18 protein-coding genes are annotated in these 18,532 nt (G+C 69.9%); 2 read left to right on the top strand and 16 right to left on the bottom strand.

Going from position 1 to position 18,532, the window contains the following annotated elements:
- The 7 genes from AAHM41_RS30935 to AAHM41_RS30905 form a co-directional block, all read right to left on the bottom strand.
- The coding region (locus tag AAHM41_RS30935) for a response regulator transcription factor (RefSeq protein WP_342240479.1) at positions 1–681 on the bottom strand (681 nt) is incomplete at its 3' end.
- 4 nt (positions 682–685) lie between these two features.
- Positions 686–3,400, bottom strand: coding sequence for a sensor histidine kinase KdpD (locus AAHM41_RS30930; protein WP_342240478.1), 2,715 nt, complete (start codon positions 3,398–3,400; stop codon positions 686–688).
- Between the two features lie 13 nt (positions 3,401–3,413).
- Positions 3,414–4,019, bottom strand: coding sequence for a potassium-transporting ATPase subunit KdpC (kdpC, locus tag AAHM41_RS30925; RefSeq protein WP_342240477.1), 606 nt, complete (start codon positions 4,017–4,019; stop codon positions 3,414–3,416).
- Between the two features lie 7 nt (positions 4,020–4,026).
- Complete coding sequence (gene kdpB, locus AAHM41_RS30920) at positions 4,027–6,087, bottom strand: potassium-transporting ATPase subunit KdpB (protein ID WP_342240476.1); 2,061 nt, start codon at positions 6,085–6,087, stop codon at positions 4,027–4,029.
- Positions 6,088–6,102: 15 nt separating this feature from the next.
- Positions 6,103–7,812, bottom strand: a complete 1,710-nt coding sequence (gene kdpA / locus AAHM41_RS30915; protein ID WP_342240475.1) for a potassium-transporting ATPase subunit KdpA — start codon at positions 7,810–7,812, stop codon at positions 6,103–6,105.
- Positions 7,813–7,832: 20 nt separating this feature from the next.
- The gene (gene kdpF / locus AAHM41_RS30910) at positions 7,833–7,922 is read right to left on the bottom strand and encodes a K(+)-transporting ATPase subunit F (protein ID WP_342240474.1); all 90 of its coding nucleotides are present in this window, start codon (positions 7,920–7,922) and stop codon (positions 7,833–7,835) included.
- A 7-nt stretch (positions 7,923–7,929) separates the two neighbouring features.
- Positions 7,930–8,070, bottom strand: a complete 141-nt coding sequence (locus tag AAHM41_RS30905; RefSeq protein WP_186002619.1) for a hypothetical protein — start codon at positions 8,068–8,070, stop codon at positions 7,930–7,932.
- A gap of 80 nt (positions 8,071–8,150) precedes the next feature.
- Between AAHM41_RS30905 and AAHM41_RS30900 the strand changes: the two genes are divergently transcribed.
- Positions 8,151–8,567 (top strand): GFA family protein, encoded by a 417-nt coding sequence (locus AAHM41_RS30900; RefSeq protein ID WP_342240473.1) that lies wholly within the window; start codon positions 8,151–8,153, stop codon positions 8,565–8,567.
- A 19-nt stretch (positions 8,568–8,586) separates the two neighbouring features.
- On the opposite strand, the gene AAHM41_RS30895 is transcribed toward AAHM41_RS30900, so the two are convergent.
- From AAHM41_RS30895 to AAHM41_RS30870, 6 genes are all read right to left on the bottom strand, one after another.
- Positions 8,587–8,976: a nuclear transport factor 2 family protein gene (locus AAHM41_RS30895; RefSeq protein ID WP_342240472.1), complete on the bottom strand. Its 390-nt coding sequence runs from the start codon at positions 8,974–8,976 to the stop codon at positions 8,587–8,589.
- 363 nt (positions 8,977–9,339) lie between these two features.
- Positions 9,340–9,975: a hypothetical protein gene (locus AAHM41_RS30890; RefSeq protein WP_342240471.1), complete on the bottom strand. Its 636-nt coding sequence runs from the start codon at positions 9,973–9,975 to the stop codon at positions 9,340–9,342.
- A 103-nt stretch (positions 9,976–10,078) separates the two neighbouring features.
- Entirely contained in the window at positions 10,079–10,609 is a 531-nt protein-coding gene (locus AAHM41_RS30885) for a GNAT family N-acetyltransferase (protein WP_342240470.1), read from the bottom strand.
- 7 nt (positions 10,610–10,616) lie between these two features.
- Complete coding sequence (locus AAHM41_RS30880; protein ID WP_342240469.1) at positions 10,617–11,351, bottom strand: hypothetical protein; 735 nt, start codon at positions 11,349–11,351, stop codon at positions 10,617–10,619.
- A gap of 55 nt (positions 11,352–11,406) precedes the next feature.
- The gene (locus AAHM41_RS30875) at positions 11,407–12,624 is read right to left on the bottom strand and encodes a benzoate/H(+) symporter BenE family transporter (protein ID WP_342240468.1); all 1,218 of its coding nucleotides are present in this window, start codon (positions 12,622–12,624) and stop codon (positions 11,407–11,409) included.
- Between the two features lie 107 nt (positions 12,625–12,731).
- A complete protein-coding gene (locus tag AAHM41_RS30870; RefSeq protein WP_342240467.1) occupies positions 12,732–13,667 on the bottom strand; it encodes a sensor domain-containing diguanylate cyclase in 936 nt (311 codons plus the stop codon).
- 147 nt (positions 13,668–13,814) lie between these two features.
- On the opposite strand from AAHM41_RS30870, the gene AAHM41_RS30865 reads away from it, so the two are divergent.
- Positions 13,815–14,009 carry a hypothetical protein gene (locus tag AAHM41_RS30865; protein WP_342240466.1) on the top strand — a complete coding sequence of 65 codons (195 nt, stop codon included), beginning with the start codon at positions 13,815–13,817 and terminating at the stop codon, positions 14,007–14,009.
- Positions 14,010–14,161: 152 nt separating this feature from the next.
- Here the strand turns inward: AAHM41_RS30865 and AAHM41_RS30860 are convergent, their stop codons facing one another.
- From AAHM41_RS30860 to AAHM41_RS30850, 3 genes are all read right to left on the bottom strand, one after another.
- Positions 14,162–15,271 (bottom strand): ABC transporter permease, encoded by a 1,110-nt coding sequence (locus AAHM41_RS30860; protein WP_342240465.1) that lies wholly within the window; start codon positions 15,269–15,271, stop codon positions 14,162–14,164.
- 1 nt (position 15,272) lies between these two features.
- Positions 15,273–16,436, bottom strand: a complete 1,164-nt coding sequence (locus AAHM41_RS30855) for an ABC transporter permease (protein WP_342240464.1) — start codon at positions 16,434–16,436, stop codon at positions 15,273–15,275.
- A gap of 115 nt (positions 16,437–16,551) precedes the next feature.
- Entirely contained in the window at positions 16,552–18,312 is a 1,761-nt protein-coding gene (locus AAHM41_RS30850) for an ATP-binding cassette domain-containing protein (RefSeq protein WP_342240463.1), read from the bottom strand.
- Positions 18,313–18,532 lie beyond the last annotated feature (220 nt).

Raw genomic sequence — 18,532 nt, 5'->3', positions numbered from 1 at the left:
TGGGCGGGCCCCGACCCCCCGCGGCGGGGCGGGGTCGTCGCCCAGCTTCTGGCGCAGCTGGCCGACATAGACGCGCAGATACTGCATCGCGTCGATATGCGCCGGGCCCCAGACCTCGCGCAGGATCTTCTGATGCGTCACCACCCGGCCGTGATGGGCGGCCAGCAGGCGCAGGATCTCGAACTCCTTCTTCGACAGCCGGATCTCCCGCCCCTCGAACCGCACCCGGCGGTGCGGCACGTCGACGGTCAGCGGCCCGGCCTCGATCACCGCCTCGGCCGCCTCGTCCTCCAGCCCGCCGCGGCGCAGGGCGGCGCGCAGCCGGGCGGTCAGCTCGGCGATGCCGAAGGGCTTGGTGACGTAGTCGTTGGCGCCGCGGTCCAGCGCCTCGACCTTCTCCGCCTCGCCGGCGCGGACCGACAGCACGACCACCGGCACCGCCGACAGCTCGCGGATCCGGCTCAGCACCTGCTGGCCGTCGATGTCGGGCAGGCCGAGGTCGAGGATCACCAGGTCGGGCCGGTCCTGCACCACCCGCTCCAGCCCCTCGGCACCGCCAGCCGCCTCGATCGGGGCATAGCCGTCGGCGGCCAGGCTGATCTTGAGGAAGCGGCGGATCTGCGGCTCGTCGTCGATGATCAGGATGCGCGGTGCGGCGCGTGTGTCGGGCGGATTCGACATCGGGTCACATCCCCATCGAAATGCCGGGCAGGGGCGGGGCGGCGAGGTCGGGCGGGAAGGTGACGGTGAAGACGGCGCCGCGCCGGTCGCCGCGGTTGCCGGCGGTGACTCGCCCGCCCATGATCTCGACAAAGCCGCGGCAGATGGCGAGGCCGAGCCCGGTGCCGGCCTGGGCGCTGTCGCCGTGCTGGATGCGGTGGAACTTGTCGAAGATCGCCTCCAGCTTGTCCTCCGGGATGCCGTCGCCCTCGTCCAGCACCCGCAGCACCAGCCCGTTCTCCTCCCGCGCCGAGACGGTGATGACGGTGCCGGCCGGGGCGTATTTGGCGGCGTTGTCGATCAGGTTGACCAGCGCCTGCTCCAAGAGGATCGGATCGAGCAGGTACAGCGGCAGGCCGGACACGATGTCGAGCACCAGTCGGTGGTGCGCGACGAGGGTGGCGCAGCGCTCCGCCGCCGCGCCGACCACCTCCGCCGCCTCGGTCGCCTCCAGCTTCGGCTGCAGCACGCCGGATTCGAGCCGGGTCATGTCGAGCAGGTTGCCGACGAATCGGTTCAGCCGCTCGGCTTCGTCCTCCGCCGTCTCCATCAGCTCGGTCCGTGCCTTCGGGTCCAGCGTGGCGTCGTGGCGGCGCAGGCTGGAGACGGCGCCGATGATCGAGGCCAGCGGCGTGCGCAGGTCGTGGCTGATCGAGGTCAGCAGCGCGGCGCGCAGCCGCTCGGTCTCCGCCACCACCCGGACCTCGTCGACATCCTTGGCCAGGCGCACCCGCTCGATCGCCACCGCCGCCTGGTCCATCAGCGAATCCAGCAGCCGCTGGTCGTCGGGGCTGAGCAGCGGCCCCGGCTGGTCGCGGTCGATGCCGATCACGCCGATCTGGCCGGAGGCGGTGCGCCAGGGCAGGAACAGCCATTTGCCGCCGGGCAGCGTGTCCGCCCCCCGCCCCGCCGGCCGGTCATTGGCCCAGCTCCACTGCGCCGCCGCCCGCTCCGCCTCCTCGATCCGGTCCTCCGGCGGATAGCCCGCCACCACCTGCAGCGAGCCGTCCTGCGGCATCAGCACGACCACGCGCAGCTTCAGCATCGAGGCGATCTGGTAGGCCGCGGCCCAGAGCAGGTCGTCGGCCGAGCCGATCGCCGCCAGCTTGCGGCTGAACCCGAACAGCTCGGCCGTCGCCCGCGCCCGCGCCGCGGCGCCGCGGGCCTGCAGCCGGGCCTGGCTCTGCAGGTTCGAGGTGACGATCGCGACCACCAGGAAGAACACCAGGGCGGTGACGTTCGCGGGATCGGCGATGAAGAGGGTATACAGCGGCTCCAGGAAGAAGAAGTTGACCGCGAGCACGCTCAAGAGCGAAGCGAAGATCGACGGCCCCAACCCGTAGCGCGCGGCGCAGAACAGCACCGGGATCAGGAACACCAGCGCGATGCTGTTGGCGGTGGCGAAGAAGGCGACCAGATGGGCGGCCACGGTCGTCGCCACGACGCCCACCGCGGCGACCAGATAGGGCCTGAGGTCGAAGCCAACCTCGGCCGGGCGGGTCTGGATCCGCTCATCGCCGGGCCGGGCCTCCCCCTCCTCCCCCGCCATGACGTGGACCGAGATCGACCCCGATTTGCGCAGGAGATCATGCACCACCGAGCCGTGCAGCATCTCGAACCAGCGCGACCGGTCGGACTTGCCGATGACGATCTGGGTGATGTTGTTGCGCCGGGCATAGGCCAGGATCTCGGCGACGATGTCGTTGGCCGGGATGGTGACGGTCTCGCCGCCCAGCTTTTCCGCCAGCAGCAGGGCGCGGGCGATGCGGTCGCGCTGGGCCTCGCCCAGCCGGTGGTGGCGCGACCCTTCGATATAGACCGCGATCCAGCGCGCCCCCAGCCGGTCGGCCACGCGCCGGGCGTAGCGGACCAGCGCCTCGCCATTCGGCGCGTCGCTGACGCAGACCATGATGCGGTCGCCGGCCGCCCAGGGGCCGGTGATGGCATGGGCCCGCATGTAACCCAGCACCTGGTCGTCGACCCGCTGGGCGGTGCGGCGCAGCGCCAGCTCGCGCAGCGCGGCCAGGTTGCCGGGCTTGAAGAAATGGTCGACGGCGCGCCGGGCCTGGTCGCGGATATAGACCTTGCCCTCGGCCAGCCGCTTCTGCAGGTCCTCCGGCGTCAGGTCGATCAGCTCGATCTCGTCGGCGCCGTCGATCCAGGCATCCGGCACCGTCTCGCGCACCCGGATGCGGGTGATCTGGGCGACGACGTCGTTCAGGCTCTCGACATGCTGGATGTTCAGCGTGGTCCAGACGTCGATGCCGGCGGCCAGGATCTCCTCGACATCCTGGTAGCGCTTGTCGTGGCGGCTGCCGGGGGCGTTGGTGTGGGCCAGCTCGTCGACCAGCACCAGCGCCGGCCGGCGCGTCAGGATGGCGTCGAGGTCCATCTCCTCCAGCGTCCGGCCGCGATGCTCGGCGCGGCGGCGGGGGATGATCTCGAAGCCGCCGACCAGGGCCTGGGTCTCGGCCCGACCATGGGTCTCGACCACGCCGATGACGACGTCGAGCCCGTCGCGCCGCCGCGCGGCGCCCTGGGACAGCATCTCATAGGTCTTGCCGACGCCGGGCGCCGCCCCGAGGAAGATCTTGAGGCGGCCGCGGGTTTTCGCGACCGCCTCGAGCAGAGCTTCCGGCGAGGGACGATGATCGTCGTCGGACCGATCGGTCTGTGACATGGAGCCAGAATGACTACGGGGTCTTCAGCCCGTCCAGCGCCATGTTGAGCTGCAGGACGTTGACCCGCGGCTCGCCGATGATGCCGAGCAACCGGCCCGAGGTGGCCGCCTGCACGGCATCGCGCACCTGGTCCGGCGACAGGCCGCGGGCGGCGGCGACCCGGGCGACCTGCAGCGCGGCATTGGCCGGGCTGATGTCCGGGTCGAGGCCCGAGGCCGAGCTGGTGACCATGTCGGCCGGCGGGTTCTTGATGCCCTGCGCCGCCAGCGCGTCGACGTCGCCCTTCACCCGGTCCGCCAGCGCCTGGCTGGTCGGGCCGAGGTTGGAGCCGGCCGAGTTAGCGGCGTTGTAGGGCAGCGAGATCGACTTGCTCGGGTCGTTCGGGTCGGTGCCCGAGGTCGCCGACAGCCGGCCGTGGAAGTACTTGTCGCTGGTGAAGTCCTGGCCGATCAGGGACGAGCCGATGACGGTGCCGTCGGCCCGCTTGACCAGGCTGCCATTGGCCTGGCCGGGCAGCAGCCCCTGGGCGATGCCGGTCATGGCGAAGGGGTAGGCGATGCCGGTGAGGATCGTCAGCAGGACGATCATCACGAGGGCGGGTCGGATCTGGTTCAGCATGTTGGCCTCACGCCAGGCCGAGGGCGGTGACGATCAGGTCGATCGCCTTGATCCCGATGAACGGGACGATGAGGCCGCCCAGGCCGTAGATCAGAAGGTTGCGCCGCAGCAGCGCGGCCGCGCTGAGCGCCCGGTAGCGGACGCCGCGCAGCGCCAGCGGGATCAGCGCGACGATGACCAGCGCGTTGAAGATGATCGCCGACAGGATCGCGCTCTGCGGCGAGTGCAGGTCCATGACGTTGAGCACCCCGAGCTGCGGGTAGAAGGCCAGGAACATCGCCGGAATGATGGCGAAGTACTTGGCCACGTCGTTGGCGATCGAGAAGGTGGTCAGGGCGCCGCGGGTGATCAGCAGCTGCTTGCCGATGCCCACCACCTCGATCAGCTTGGTCGGGTCGCTGTCGAGGTCGACCATGTTGCCGGCCTCGCGCGCCGCCACCGTGCCGGTCTGCATCGCCACGCCGACATCGGCTTGTGCGAGCGCCGGCGCGTCGTTGGTGCCGTCGCCGCACATGGCGACGAGGCGGCCCTTGCCCTGCTCCTCGCGGATCAGCGCCAGCTTGGCCTCCGGCGTCGCCTGGGCCAGGAAGTCGTCGACCCCCGCCTCGGCCGCGATCGCCGCGGCGGTCAGCGGGTTGTCGCCGGTGATCATGACGGTGCGGATGCCCATCCGCCGCAGCTCGGCGAAGCGCTCGCGGATGCCGCCCTTGACCACGTCCTTCAGATAGATGACGCCGAGCGGCTTGCCGTCCTTGGCCACGGCCAGCGGCGTGCCGCCGGCCTTGGCGATGCGCTCGGTGATCTGCTCCAGCTCCTTGGGCATGGCCAGGCGCGGATTGCCGGCGACCTCGCGGACATGGCCGATGACGGCGTCGACCGCGCCCTTGCGGATGACCGAGCCCTCGATGTCGACGCCGCTCATCCGCGTCTGCGCGGTGAAGGGCACGAAATGGGCGTGCATGCGGCCGACCTCGCGGGCGCGCAACCCGTACTTCTCCTTCGCCAGCACCACGACCGAGCGGCCTTCCGGCGTCTCGTCGCTGAGCGAGGAGAGCTGGGCGGCGTCCGCCAACTCGGCCTCGGTGACGCCGGGCAGCGGCACGAACTCGGTGGCCAGGCGGTTGCCCAGCGTGATGGTGCCGGTCTTGTCGAGCAGCAGCGTGTCGACGTCGCCGGCGGCCTCGACCGCGCGGCCGGACATGGCCAGCACGTTGAAGCGCACCAGCCGGTCCATGCCGGCGATGCCGATGGCCGAGAGCAGCGCGCCGATCGTGGTCGGGATCAGGGTGACGAACAGCGCCACCAGCACCACCACCGAGATCGACCCGCCGGCATAGGCGGCGAAGCTGGGGATGGTGACCGTGGCGAAGACGAAGATGATCGACAGCCCGGCCAGGAGGATGTTCAGCGCGATCTCGTTCGGCGTCTTCTGGCGCTGCGCGCCTTCGACCAGCGCGATCATGCGGTCGAGGAAGGTCGACCCCTGGGCCGCGGTGATGCGCACCTTGACCCAGTCCGACAGCACCCTTGTGCCACCGGTGACGGCCGACCGGTCGCCGCCGGATTCGCGGATCACCGGGGCGGATTCGCCGGTGATCGCGCTCTCGTCGACCGAGGCGATGCCCTCGATCACCTCACCGTCGGAGGGGATCAGGTCGCCGGCCTCGACCAGCACCAGGTCGCCCTGGCGCAGCGACAGCGCCGGCACCGGCTCGGTGTCACGCCCTGCCGCGTCGCGCAGCCGCTTGGCCACGGTGTCGGTCCGGGTGCGGCGCAGGCTTTCGGCCTGCGCCTTGCCCCGGCCCTCGGCCACCGCCTCGGCGAAGTTCGCGAACAGCACGGTGAACCAGAGCCAGAGCACGATCTGGATGGTGAAGCCGATGCCGGCCGCGCCGGTGGCGATGTCGCGCAGCAGCAGCACCGTGGTCAAGGCCGCGACGGTCTCGACCACGAACATCACGGGGCTGCGCCACATGACGCGGGGGTCGAGCTTGCGGACCGCGTCGATCGCGGCCGGGCCCAGGATCTTGGCGTCGAACAGGGACGCCGGGGAATTTGAGGCTTTCATGACCGAAGGTTCCGATCAGAACAGGGTGCCGGCGGAGGCGGCCAGGTGGTCCACCACCGGGCCCAGCGCCAGGGCCGGGAAGAAGGTCAGGCCGCCCATGATCAGCACCACGCCGATCAACAGGCCGACGAACAGCGGCCCGGTGGTCGGGAAGGTGCCGGCCGAAGGCGGCAGGCTGCGCTTGGCGGCGAGCGACCCGGCGACGGCCAGCATCGGCACGATCATCAGGAAGCGGCCGATCAGCATCGCGAAGCCGAGGGTGATCGTGTAGAACAGCGAGGTCGCGGTCAGGCCGCCGAAGGCCGAACCGTTGTTCGCCGTGCCCGAGGTGTAGGCGTAGAGCACCTCGGTGAAGCCGTGCGGCCCCGGGTTGAGGATGCCGGCCAGCCCGGCCTGGGTCGACAGCGCCAAAGCAGTGAAGCCGAGCATCGAGGCCGGCAGGATCAGCAGGGCCAGCATGGTCATCTTGACCTCCTTGGCCTCGATCTTCTTGCCGACATATTCCGGCGTGCGGCCGACCATCAGCCCGGCGACGAAGATCGCCTCGACGACGAACAGCAGCATGCCGTAGAGGCCGGCGCCGACGCCGCCGATGACGACCTCGCCCAGCATCATGTTGATCAGCGGCACCATGCCGCCGAGCGCGGTGAAGCTGTCGTGCTGGGCGATGATGGCGCCGCAGGAGGCGGCGGTGGTGACCACGGCGAACAGGGCCGACAAAGCCTCGCCGAAGCGGACCTCCTTGCCCTCCATGTTGCCCAGCGTGGTGTCGACGCCGAGCGAGGCCAGGAGATGCCCGCCGCCGGCTTCCTGCCAATAGGCGATGAAGACGCCGGCGAGGAACAGCACGCCCATGGCGCTGAGGATCGCCCAGCCCTGGCGCTCGTTGCCGACCATGCGGCCGAAGACGTTGGTCAGTGCCGCGCCGATCGCGAAGATCAGCACCATCTGCACCAGGTTCGACAGCGCCGTCGGGTTCTCGTAGGGATGGGCCGAGTTGGCGTTGAAGAAGCCGCCGCCATTGGTGCCCAGCATCTTGATCGCCAGCTGCGAGGCCACCGGCCCCTGGGCGATCGTCTGGTGCGCGCCTTCCAGCGTGGTGGCGTCGACATAGTCGCCGAAATTCTGCGGCACGCCCTGCCAGACGAAGAAGATCGTGGCGACGACGCAGATCGGCAGCAGCACGTAGAGCACGGCCCGGGTCAGGTCGATCCAGAAATTGCCGATGGTCTGGGACGACCGCCGGGCGAAGCCGCGCACCAGCGCGATGGCGAGCGAGATGCCAACCGCGGCGGAGACGAAGTTCTGCACCGTCAGCCCGGCCATCTGCACCAGGTAGCTCATGGTGCTTTCGCCGCCATAGGACTGCCAGTTGGTGTTGGTGACGAAGCTGGTCGCGGTGTTGAAGGCGATGCCTTCCGGCACCGCCGACATGCCGGCCGGGTTCAGCGGCAGCACGTCCTGGAAGCGCTGCAGCGCGTACAGCACGACGACGCTGATCAGGCTGAAGATCAGCATGCCGAAGGCATAGCCGGTCCAGTGCTGCTCGCGGTCCTCGCGCACGCCGGCGGCGGCGTAGAACAGCCGCTCGACCGGGCGGAGGACTGGGGAGAGGACGGTGCGCTCGCCGGCGAAGACGCGGGTCATGTAGCCGCCGAGCGGGCGCACCAGGAGGATGACGATCGCGCAGTAGATCGCGATCTGGATCCAGCCGTTGAGAGTCATGTGTCTGACGCTTTCCTGGCTCAGAACTTTTCGGGGCGGACCAGGGCGTAGACGAGGTAGCCGAGCAGCAGCACGGACACCAGGCCACCGAGGACGAGGTCGAAGGTCATCGCTTCCTCACAGCCGGTCGCAAAGCAGCACGTAGCCCAGGCCGACGGCGAAGAACGCCGCGGCCAGGGCGAGCATCAGAACGTCGAGCACGAAGTCTCCTTTCCGCAGATGGCCTGCGGACTCGTGTGATCGGCGCGGATCAGACACCCGGAGCACATAAAAATTCGATCCGGATTTCCGGCCGGCTATGCTGGCCGCGGCAGGAGGCCGGGCTTGGGAGACGAGGGATGATGACGGGCGGATGCCTGTGCGGGGCGGTGCGCTACGAGGTGGCGGCCGATCCCGTCTACACCGGACACTGCCATTGCCGGTCCTGCCAGCGTGCCAGCGGCGCCGGCCACTCCACCTATGTCGGCGTGCCGCGCGCGGCCCTGACCATCCGCGGCGAGACCCGCAGCTATGCCGCGACCGGCGGCAGCGGGCGGCAGGCCCTGCGCCATTTCTGCCCGGCCTGCGGCAGCCAGCTGTTCGGCACCGGCGAGATGGATCCCGGCACGGCCACGCTCTATGCCGGGTCTCTGGACGACCCGTCGGCGATCCGGCCGGACGCCGCGATCAATGTGCGCAGCCGCCAGCCCTGGGACCGGATCGCCGGCGGCCTGCCGGAATTCGACGGCATGCCGCCTGGGGCCGGCGGGTCATAGCGGCCGGCGGAAGAGGCGGTCAGGCGAGCGTGAGATAGATCTCGGCCTCGATCACCCAATCCGCGCCGGTCTTGCGCCATTTGGCGGTGTAGGTGCCGGATGCGAGCGGCAGGCCGCCGGCGGCGGTGACGCCTTGCCAGCGTCCGTGCTCCAGCGCGATGGGCTCGACCGGCGAGACCAGGATGGTGTCGGGGGTGCGGGTGTAGATCGTGCGCAAGGACGCGGCGAATTCCTGCTCCCACGCTGCGAGCTGGGCCTTGCGGCCGGAGATGACGGCGCTGTCCGTGCCCGTGACGAGAACGGCGCTCGGCGCCAGAAGCGGGCCGATGGCCTTGAGGTCCGCCCCGGCCAGGGCACGATTGAACGCCTCGCGCCGGCGGCGGATGGCGTGATCGGGAGCATGGGTCATCTCGAGGTGTCCGGCAGAAGGATCGGCTGCCGGGGATATTGCCCTCGCAACTGATGGGGGTCGATGCCCTCACCTTCGACGGGGCGGCCGAATGTATCGAGACGCCCTACGATCCTATCCGCGATGATGCGGAGTGCGACGCTTGGTGGCCGCCTTGCGCGAGCCGGCCGGCGGCGCAGGGGTGATCAGTTCCCCGTCGCACTGATCTCGGTCGATCCCGCCGGCGGGCCGTGATGTCCCGGACCGGGCCTGGCCGCTTTCGACCCGAAGCGGACGGTTGCCATAGAGGCCGCAGCGCAGGCGGCATAGAATTGCCGTATCGGGTCCTGCCAGCTAACAACGCGACGGCTACTTGCGATACTTTCATCCCGCGAAACAGGGCTTCGAAAGTGTAACATTTCCAGAGAAAATGAAGACGGAGTCCGTGGCAGGGCTTGGATGCGCAATCCCGCCAAATACCACTCGACAATCTTTGTCTGAACTCGTGAATTTAGCTGCCGAATCTAAGTTCGTCAGATCGAAATATATCTTCAACGGAGCGCCATTCGGCCGATCCTGCATCAGCCGGGAGTCGGTCGCGGAACCATGAGAAAGGGTCAAAGAAAACTCATTCTCCACGAGAGATCGCAGGCAAAATCCGATATCATCAGCGCGGCACCGCCATGGCTTCATCACGATTGCGTAGTAATCCAGGCGACAGAACCCAAAGGCCTCGGATATCGATACCTCGTAGGTCGGCGTCTCATATGGGTTATGAACGTCAGTTTCGAGCCTTATGATTTCGGACGCCTTATGGCACTCCTCGGCGGTTTCGCGGTAGTTCAGCAATTGGTCGACGATTGGTTCTTCGCCGCGCTTTGGGGGATGCGAAGGGTTAACTGTCTTTGTCCGACCGTCGAGCCCTGTCATTCTAATAATTATCCCATCAGCCCGTAGCAACACGGGCACCAGCGCGCCGAACGTGGCGACGAACGCGAAGAGGATGAATTGTTTGGCCATGGGAGTGCGCGCTGGTGGCGTATCGTCCCAACCAATGTGCAGCCTTCTACGGCCCGATGTCCACTTCCCGCCCGTTCCAGCCAGATGGCAGGATTTCTGCCGGTCACCGCCCCGTCGGCGGCCGGGCCACCCAGACCAGCCCGTGCCAGGCGACGCCGTCATAGGTCGCGGTGAAGTCGCGCGCCGGATCGCGTTGCAGGTGCAGCCGCGCCATCACCGCCTGCGACCGCAGGTTGTCGGGCGCTGTGTAGGCCAGGATCTCGGCCAGGCCGAGCCGGCCGAAACCGTCCCGCAGCGCCGCCGCGGCCGCCTCGGTGGCGTAGCCGTGGCCCCAGGCGTGCCGCGTCAGCCGCCAGCCGATCTCGACGCCGGAGCCGAGCGGATGGTCCGACCCCAGCGGCATGATCCCGGCATAGCCGAGGAATTCGCCCGCCGGCCTCTCGACCGCCCAGCGGCAGAAGCCGTGCCGGTCGAAGGCGGCGCGATAGCGGTCGAGCTTGGCGTCGCTGCCCGCCCGGTCCAGCGGCCCGCCGAGGTCGCACATCACCTCGGGGTCGGCGGCCAGGGCGGCGAAGGCGTCCCGGTCGTCCTCGCGCCAGGGCCGCAGCCGCAATCGCGGCGTGGTCAGGATCATCGGTGCCTCAGCGCCGGCTGTCCGGATCGAATTCCAGCCCGTCGCCGACCTCGTCGAGGCTCAGCAGCGGACCGCGCGGCAAGGTCTCCCAGCGCGCCGTCTCCGCATCGCTCTCGATCGTGCCCTGGGTCCGCTTCGCCCGACGGGTAAGATAATTGATGCTGAGGCCTTCGATCTCGCCGCTCCCCCGGTTCGTCTCCGTGCGGTCGTAGCCGATCAGCTCGAAGCGGCCGTTCTGCCAGCGGAAGGTCGTGGCGATCGTCGACATCGACCAGCTCCCGGCGCTGGCGAAGACGCCGAGCCTGACGCGCAGCGTGCCGCGGGCGATCTCGAGGCCGCCGGCGGCGACGCCGTCGAACGGGTCCTCCAGCACCGGATCGGTCCGGCGCGGGATCAGGGCATGGTTCTCCAGCGCCAGCTCATAGCCTGCCGCCCGGGCGAAGGCGACGGCCAGGATGCGCGGATTCGTGTCCAGCGAGTCCACGCCGAGCCCGTCCGGGTTGGCCACCACGTTCTTCGGGTCCGTGCCGTGCAGGACGAAGGCGAGGTCGGCCTTGCCGTCGCCGTTCAGGTCGCCCCTGGCCTGCGCCTCCAGCCGCCAGCCCGGCGGCACGAAGCCTTCGGCCGAAGCCGCCTGGCGGGGCAGCGCCGGATAGGTGGCCGCGGGGATCGCCAGCTCCTGCGCGGACGCGCAGGACAGGCCGGCGAGCAGGGCGGCGACGACAGAGACCAGAAGCTTCACGGCGAATCCCTCTCCGAACATGATGGCGCCCAGAGACACCAGGCTTCGGGCTTTGTCATGGCAGCGCCGGGCCCCGCAGCCGGTCCAGCGCCATCATCGCGCCGCCGGCCACCAGGCCCCAGAAGGCGGCGCCGATGCCGAACAGCGACAGGCCGGAGACGGTGGTGACGAAGGTGACGACCGCCGGCAGCCGCTCCTCCTCCCGCGCCAGCGCCGTCGACAGGGCGCCGCCGAGGCTGCCCAGCAGCGCCAGACCGGCCACCGCCTGGATCAGCAGCGGCGGCGAGGCGGCGATAAAGGCGGCGGCGAAGCCGGCGAACAGGCCGAGCCCGACATAGACCGCCCCGGCCACCACCGCCGCCGGCCAGCGCCGCGCCGGATCGGGGTGAGCCTCGGCCGAGGCGCAGAGCGCCGCCGTGATCGCCGACAGGTTGATCGCATGGCCGCCGAACAGCGCGGTCAGGGCGCTGATCGCGCCGGTGGCGACGAACAGCGGCCCGACCGGCGGCCGGTAGCCGTTGGCGTTCAGCACCGCGAGGCCGGGCACGTTCTGCGACGCCATGGTGACGATGAACAGCGGCACGGCGATGCCGATGATCGCGCCCGCGGAAAAGGCGGGGGCGACCAAGACCGGCTCGGGCCACAGATGGGCGAAGGCTTCCGGCGGCACCGCGGTGGTCAGGCCGATCAGCGCCACCGCCGCCGCCACCGCGGCGGGCACGGCATAGAGCCGGGCGAAGCGCCAGGTCAGCGCCCAGACCAGCAGCACCGGCAGGGCCAGCATCGGCATGGCGCCCACGGCCCGGGCCGGGGCCATGCACAGGTCGAGCAGCACCCCGGCCAGCATGGCGCCGGCCAGCGGCGTCGGGATCGCGGTGACCAGCCGGCCGAAGGGGCGCCACAGCCCGGCGGCGACGACCAGCGCCGCCGCCATCAGGAAGGCGCCGACCGCGGCCGGAAAGCCGCCCGCCGGCACGCCGGTGGCGACCAGCAGCGCGGCGCCGGGGGTCGACCAGGCGATGCTGATCGGCAGCTTCGACCGCCAGGACAGGAGGATCGCCAGCAGCCCCTGGCCGATGCAGACCGCGAGCAGCCCGGAGGCCGCCTGGGCCGGGGTGGCGCCGGCCGCCGCCAGGCCCTGCAGCACCACGGTGAAGGCGCTGGCGAAGCCGACGATGGCGGCCAGCAGCCCGGCCGCGACCGGCTGCAGCGCCGAGCCGCCGCGCGGCGCCGCTGGCGCATCATCAATGGTGGAGGAGGTGTCGGTCCGCATCGCCGGGCCTCTGAAGTGGGCCGGTGGAATGCTGCGCCCGGCGGCTGCCCAAACTAAAGACAGTCGTCCAACTCCGGAACAGATCAATTGTTTGGATACAAGCGCGGCTACTGCGCGATGGCCGGCCGGTCCGGCTCCGCTCCCTCGCGATAGATCCGGTTGCGGCCGCTCATCTTGGCGGAATAGAGCGCCTTGTCCGCCCGCGCATAGAGACTTGCGGCCGTATCTCCGGGGCGGCCCTCCGCCAGCCCGGCGGAGAAGGTGTAGGCGAGTTCCCCGCGCTCCGGGACCGGCCGGGCCGAGCGGATCACCGCCAGCATTCTCTCGACCACCAGGACCGCCTGCCCGATCGAGGTGCGCGGCAGGACCAGCAGGAACTCGTCCCCGCCCATCCGGCCGAAGCAGTCGGATCGCCGGGCCATGCCGGCGATGCGCCGCGCGAAGTCGCGCAGGATGAGGTCGCCGGCTTGATGCCCGTGCCGGTCGTTGACCGGCTTGAAGTTGTCGAGATCGAGCAGCGCGACGCAGCCGAGCACGCCGGCCTTGGACGGCGGCCGGCGGAGCATCTCCTCGATCCGCTCGGTGACGAAGCGGCGGTTGGCGATGCCGGTCAGCTCGTCGGTGTACGACGCCTTGACGGCAAGGTCCCGGTCCTGCCGCACGGCCCGATCCTCGGCCCGCAGGCCGGTGATGTCGCTGGCGATGCAAAGCATCCAGCCGTCGCCGCGGACGCTTTCCGTCATCCACAGCCAACGGCCGTCGACCAGGTCGGTCTCGTAAGCCCGGAAGCCGGTCTTCCCGCGGCGGGACTGCGTCGAGACCAGCCATGCCTCGAAATCCTCAGCCCGGATCACCGAGCCCCGGCCGGCGCCATGATTCCGGCGCATGATCTCGGACCAGAGCGGCGTCTCGTTCTCGTCGATGGAGAAGGCCGCCCGGAAGGCCGGGTTGGCGTAGCGAAGCCGGTCGAACTCGTCATAGGCAGCAACCAGAACCGACGTCTCATCGAACATCTGAACGAGGGTTTCGAGAACGCTGTCCATAATGCCCATCATGACCGAGATCCGGGCGCGGGGCGAGTGCCGTCGAGGCGTGCGGACGCACTTGCGAAGGAGGGCGGCGAGGAGGATCGTAGGACGAGAGTCGATGCTGTCGAACAGCGATGGCGGCTCCCAGGGGGAGTACGGATCATGCGGAATTCGATACGGGTGTTCTTTCCTATGGTCGTGGCCGGCATCGCCCTGGCTGCGTGCTCGTCGCCCGACGTCCCGGGCGACAACTTCAACCTGTCGGTCCACAACCCGACGCCGGCTGCCCAGTCCCGGACCGGCCCCACCGCGGAGCCCGGCGAGGATCCCTACAACCGGACCGTCCCGCTGCCCTGAGGCCGCTCAGAGACCGTTTGGAAATGCGCTGGCGTGAGTCGGATGGCGGTGGTTGCGAGAACCGGCGCGCAGCGGACGTTTGGGTCCGTGAGCACTGGAAGCGCAGAAACCGCCGTCAGACGGCCGCGCCAGTAGCGTTTACAAGCGGTCTCTCACTCCATCCGCCGGCGGAACATCCACGCCGCCGCGCTCAGCGTCACCAGGGCGATCAGCGCCAGCGGCACGGTGTTGCGCAGCATCTCCTCGACCGGCAGGCCTTTCAGGAACACGCCGCGGACGATGACGATGAAGTAGCGCAGCGGGTTGACGAAGGTCGCCGGCTGCAGCCATTCCGGCATGTTGTCGATCGGCGTGGCGAAGCCGGACATCAGCGTCGCCGGGATCATGAACAGGAACGACCCGAGGATCGCCTGCTGCTGCGTCGCCGACAGCGCCGAGATGAACAGCCCGATCCCGATCAGGGCCAGCAGGTAGAAGAACACGCCCGTGTAGAACATGCCCAGCGACCCGCGGAGCGGCAGGCCGAACCAGATCAGCGCCGCCAGCAGGTAGAAGCTGCAATGGGCGAAGCCGATCAGCAGCGACGGGATGGTCTTGCCCAGCAGGATCTCGTGCACCCGGAGCGGCGACACCAGCAGCTGGTCGAAGGTGCCGAGCTCGCGCTCTCGCGCGATGGTCAGGCCGGTGACGATCAGCCCGATCAGCACGGCGATCACCGCGATCAGGTTGGGCACCATGAACCATTGCGTGTCGAGCGCCGGGTTGAACCAGAAGCGCGGCACCGCGGCGTCCGGCATCGCCGCCACGCCGCTGGGGCTGGCGGCGTCGAGCGCCATGGCGGCGACGATCTGCGAGATGTAGTTGCCGGTCAGCTGCGAGGCGTTGGAGCGGCGACCGTCGAGGATGACCTGGATATCAGCCGGCCTCCCGGCGGCGACGTCGCGCGAGAAGCTGGGCCCGATCTGCACCGCGGCCAGCACCTCTTGCTGATCGATCGCCCGGCGCAGCGCCTCCGGCGTGTCGACCACCAGGATGCTGCGGAAGGTGGGCGTGCCCTCGACCCGCCGCACCAGCTCCTGGCTCCAGGCGCCGCGGTCGCGGTCCAGCAGGGCGATGTCGACGTTCTTCACCTCCATCGTCGCGGCATAGGCGAAGACAAAGAGCTGAATGATCGGCGGCACGATCAGGATCATCCGGCCGCGCGGGTCGCGCAGCACGGCCAGCAGCTCCTTGACCACCAGGGCTTTGAGTCGCCGCCACATCTCAGGCCAGCCTCTTCCGGGTCAGCCGCGCCGCCAGGGCCAGCAGGATGGCACCCTCGAGCAGGAGCACGGCCATGTTGCGCAGGTACAGCGGCCAGATGTCCCCGGCCAGGAACACGGTCTGCAGCGCCGGCACGTAGTAGCGCGCCGGCAGGATGTAGGTGAGCCACTGGATCGGCTGCGGCATCGAGCTGATCTCGAACAGGAAGCCGGACAGCAGGAAGGCCGGCAGGAAGCCCGCCACCAGGGCCAGCTGCGACGCCAGGAACTGGTTCTTGGTGGCGGAGGAGATGATCAGCCCCAGCCCCAGCGCCGGGCACAGGAAGGCGGCGGTGACCAGGTACAGCGCCCCGATCGAGCCGCGGAACGGCACCCCGAACAGCACCACGGCGACGAAGAAGCACAGGGTCAGCGACGCCAGGCCGAGCAGGAAATAGGGCAGCACCTTGCCGGCCAAGAGCTCCAGCGCGGTCACCGGCGTCGCCATCATCGCCTCCATCGTGCCGCGCTCCCACTCCCGCGCCACCACCAGCGCGGTCAGCAGCGTGCCGATCATGGTCATGACGATGGCGATGGCGCCGGGCACCAGCGTGTTGCGACTGACCAGCTCCTGGTTGAACCAGACGCGCTGCTCGACATCGATCATGGGCGCGCCGTCGGCGCCGTGCCCCGCCGCCCGCATCGCCCGCCAGCCCGACAGCACGCCCTGGGCATAGGCCATGACGAAGTTCGCGGTGTTCGGGTCGCTGCCGTCGACCAGGATCTGGATCTGCGGCGCCCCGCCCGGCCGCGCCGCCTCGGCGGCGAAGGTCGCGGGGATGACGATGATGCCCTTGACCCGGTTGGTCACCAGGTCTTCGGCGAATTGCCGCCGGTCGGTGCCGATGCGGGCGTCGAAATAGCGCGAGGCCTGGAAGCTGGCGGCAAGGTCGCGCGCCTCCGGCCCCGGGCTCTCCACCGCCACGCCGACCTTGGTGTGGTCGGCGTCGAGCGACAGGGCATAGCCGAACAGGAACAGCAGCAGCACCGGCAGCACCACGGCGATCAGCAGGCTGGACGGGTCGCGCAGGATCTGCCGGCTCTCCTTGCGCAGCAGCGCCCGGAACCGCCGCATCCGGTCGGCGCGGGAGGGGGCGGGGGTGGCGTCCTGAGAGGCGGCGGTCACGAGCTGACCCCGAACGGACGACAGGCTGTGTCGACCTTACGCCGCGTCCCCTCTTTGTCCCCCCTCCCCTTGCGGGAGGGGGACTCGGTGTGCTTGGGTGGAGGGTGAAGTCCCATCACGCCGCCTCCTGCTTCGCATCAGAAGCCTCGACCAGAGCGATGAAGGCGTCCTCCATCGTCGGATCCGGGCGGTCCTGGCTCGCGACCCTGGCCTTCAGCTCGTCCGGCGAGCCCAGCGCGATCGAGCGGCCGCGATAGATCAGCGAGATCCGGTCGCAATACTCGGCCTCCTCCATGAAATGGGTGGTGACCAGCACGGTCACGCCGCGCTCGACCAGGCCGTTGATGTGGGTCCAGAACTCGCGCCGGCTGATCGGGTCGACGCCGGAGGTCGGCTCGTCCAGGAACAGCACCTCGGGCTCGTGCATCACGGCGCAGGCCAGCGCCAGGCGCTGCTTGAAACCGAGCGGCAGGGTGCCGGCCGAGCGCGAGCACACCTCGCCGAGCGCGAAGATCTCGGTCATCAGCCCGATCTGCCCCCGCGCCCGGCGCCGGTCGAGGCCGTAGACCCCGGCGAAGAAGTCGAGGTTCTGGGCGACGCTGAGATCGCCGTAGAGCGAGAATTTCTGGGCCATGTAGCCCAGCCGGTTGCGCGCCTCGGCGCTGTCGCGGCGCAGGTCGAAGCCGGCCACCCGCCCCTCCCCCGCCGTCGGCTTCAGCAGGCCGCACAGCATCTTGAAGGTGGTCGACTTGCCGGCGCCGTTGGGGCCGAGCAGGCCGAAGATCTCGCCGCGCGGAATGTCGAAGCTGATGTCGGCGGCGGCGGTGAAGTCGCCGAAGCGCTTGGTCAGGCCGCGCGCCTCGATCACCGGGCCTTCGCGCGGCGGCAGCGTCTCGCGCGCCTCGGCCAGCTTCGACCGGCCGCCGGGGCCGCCGCCGAGGATGTCGACGAAGGCATCCTCGAAGCGTGGCGCCGCCGGTCCGATTCTCGCGGCCGGGCCGGCCTCCTCGGGCGGAGCCGGGGGTTGGCCCGCGTCCTTGGCCACCAGCCGGATCGCGGTGCCCTGGATCACGCCGTCGATCACGCCCGGCTGGTCCAGCACGGCCGCCAGCACCTGCCGGCGGCGGCCCGCGACCCCGGTCAGCCGGAACACCCGGTCCTCGACCCGCCGGGTCAGCCCGCCCGGCTCGCCCTCATACAGCAGTTGGCCCTCGTTCAGCAGCAGCACCCGGTCGCATTTCTCGGCCTCGTCGAGATAGGCGGTCGACCACACCACGCCGATGCCCTCGCGCGTCAGGTCCTGCACCATGCCCCACAGCTCGCGCCGCGAGATCGGGTCGACGCCGACGCCCGGCTCGTCCAGCAGCAGCAGGCGCGGCTTGCGCAGCAGGGCGCAGCCGAGGCCGAGCTTCTGCTTCATGCCGCCGGACAGCTTGCCGGCCAGGCGGCCGGTGAAGCGCTTCAGGTCGGTGAAGGTCAGGATCTCGTCGAACACCGCCGGCCGCTCCGCCTGCGGCAAGGCGCGGAGATCGGCGTAGAGGTCGAGGTTCTCCTGCACCGTCAGGTCCTCGTACAGGCCGAAGCGCTGCGGCATGTAGCCGATCGCGGCCTGGATCGGCGCCGGCTCGGCCCGGCTGTCATGGCCGAGCACGACAAGCCGCCCCTCCTCCGGCCACATCAGCGCGGTCATCAGCCGGATCAGCGTGGTCTTGCCCGCCCCGTCCGGCCCGACGAGGCCGGTGATCCGGCCACCGCCGATCGCCGCGGTGACGGCATCGAGCGCCGGCCTGCCGGGCCCGAAGCGCTTGGTCACCGCGTCGATCCGGACCAGGTCCGGCATCGGCTCGGAGGCAGGGGTGGGCGTGCTCGTCGGCATGGCCCTATCCCCCCAAACCGGTCGAACCCAACCGAGTCCCCCCTCCCCTCGCGGGAGGGGGGTAGGGGGAGGGGGTTTTCGCCGTCAAGACCCGCCTGAACTCTGGCGATCCGGCCCTGACAGCAGGATCTGTCCTCTGCCCATTCGCGCGCGGACGCGCGCAGACCCCTCCCCCTTCCCCCCCCCCCCCCGGGGGGGGGGGGGGGGGGGGGGGGGGGGG

The sequence above is a fragment of the Inquilinus sp. OTU3971 genome, from assembly GCF_038440215.1.
The sequence above is the reverse complement of the archived record's forward strand: the minus strand, read 5'-3'. Positions and strand labels throughout refer to the sequence as shown.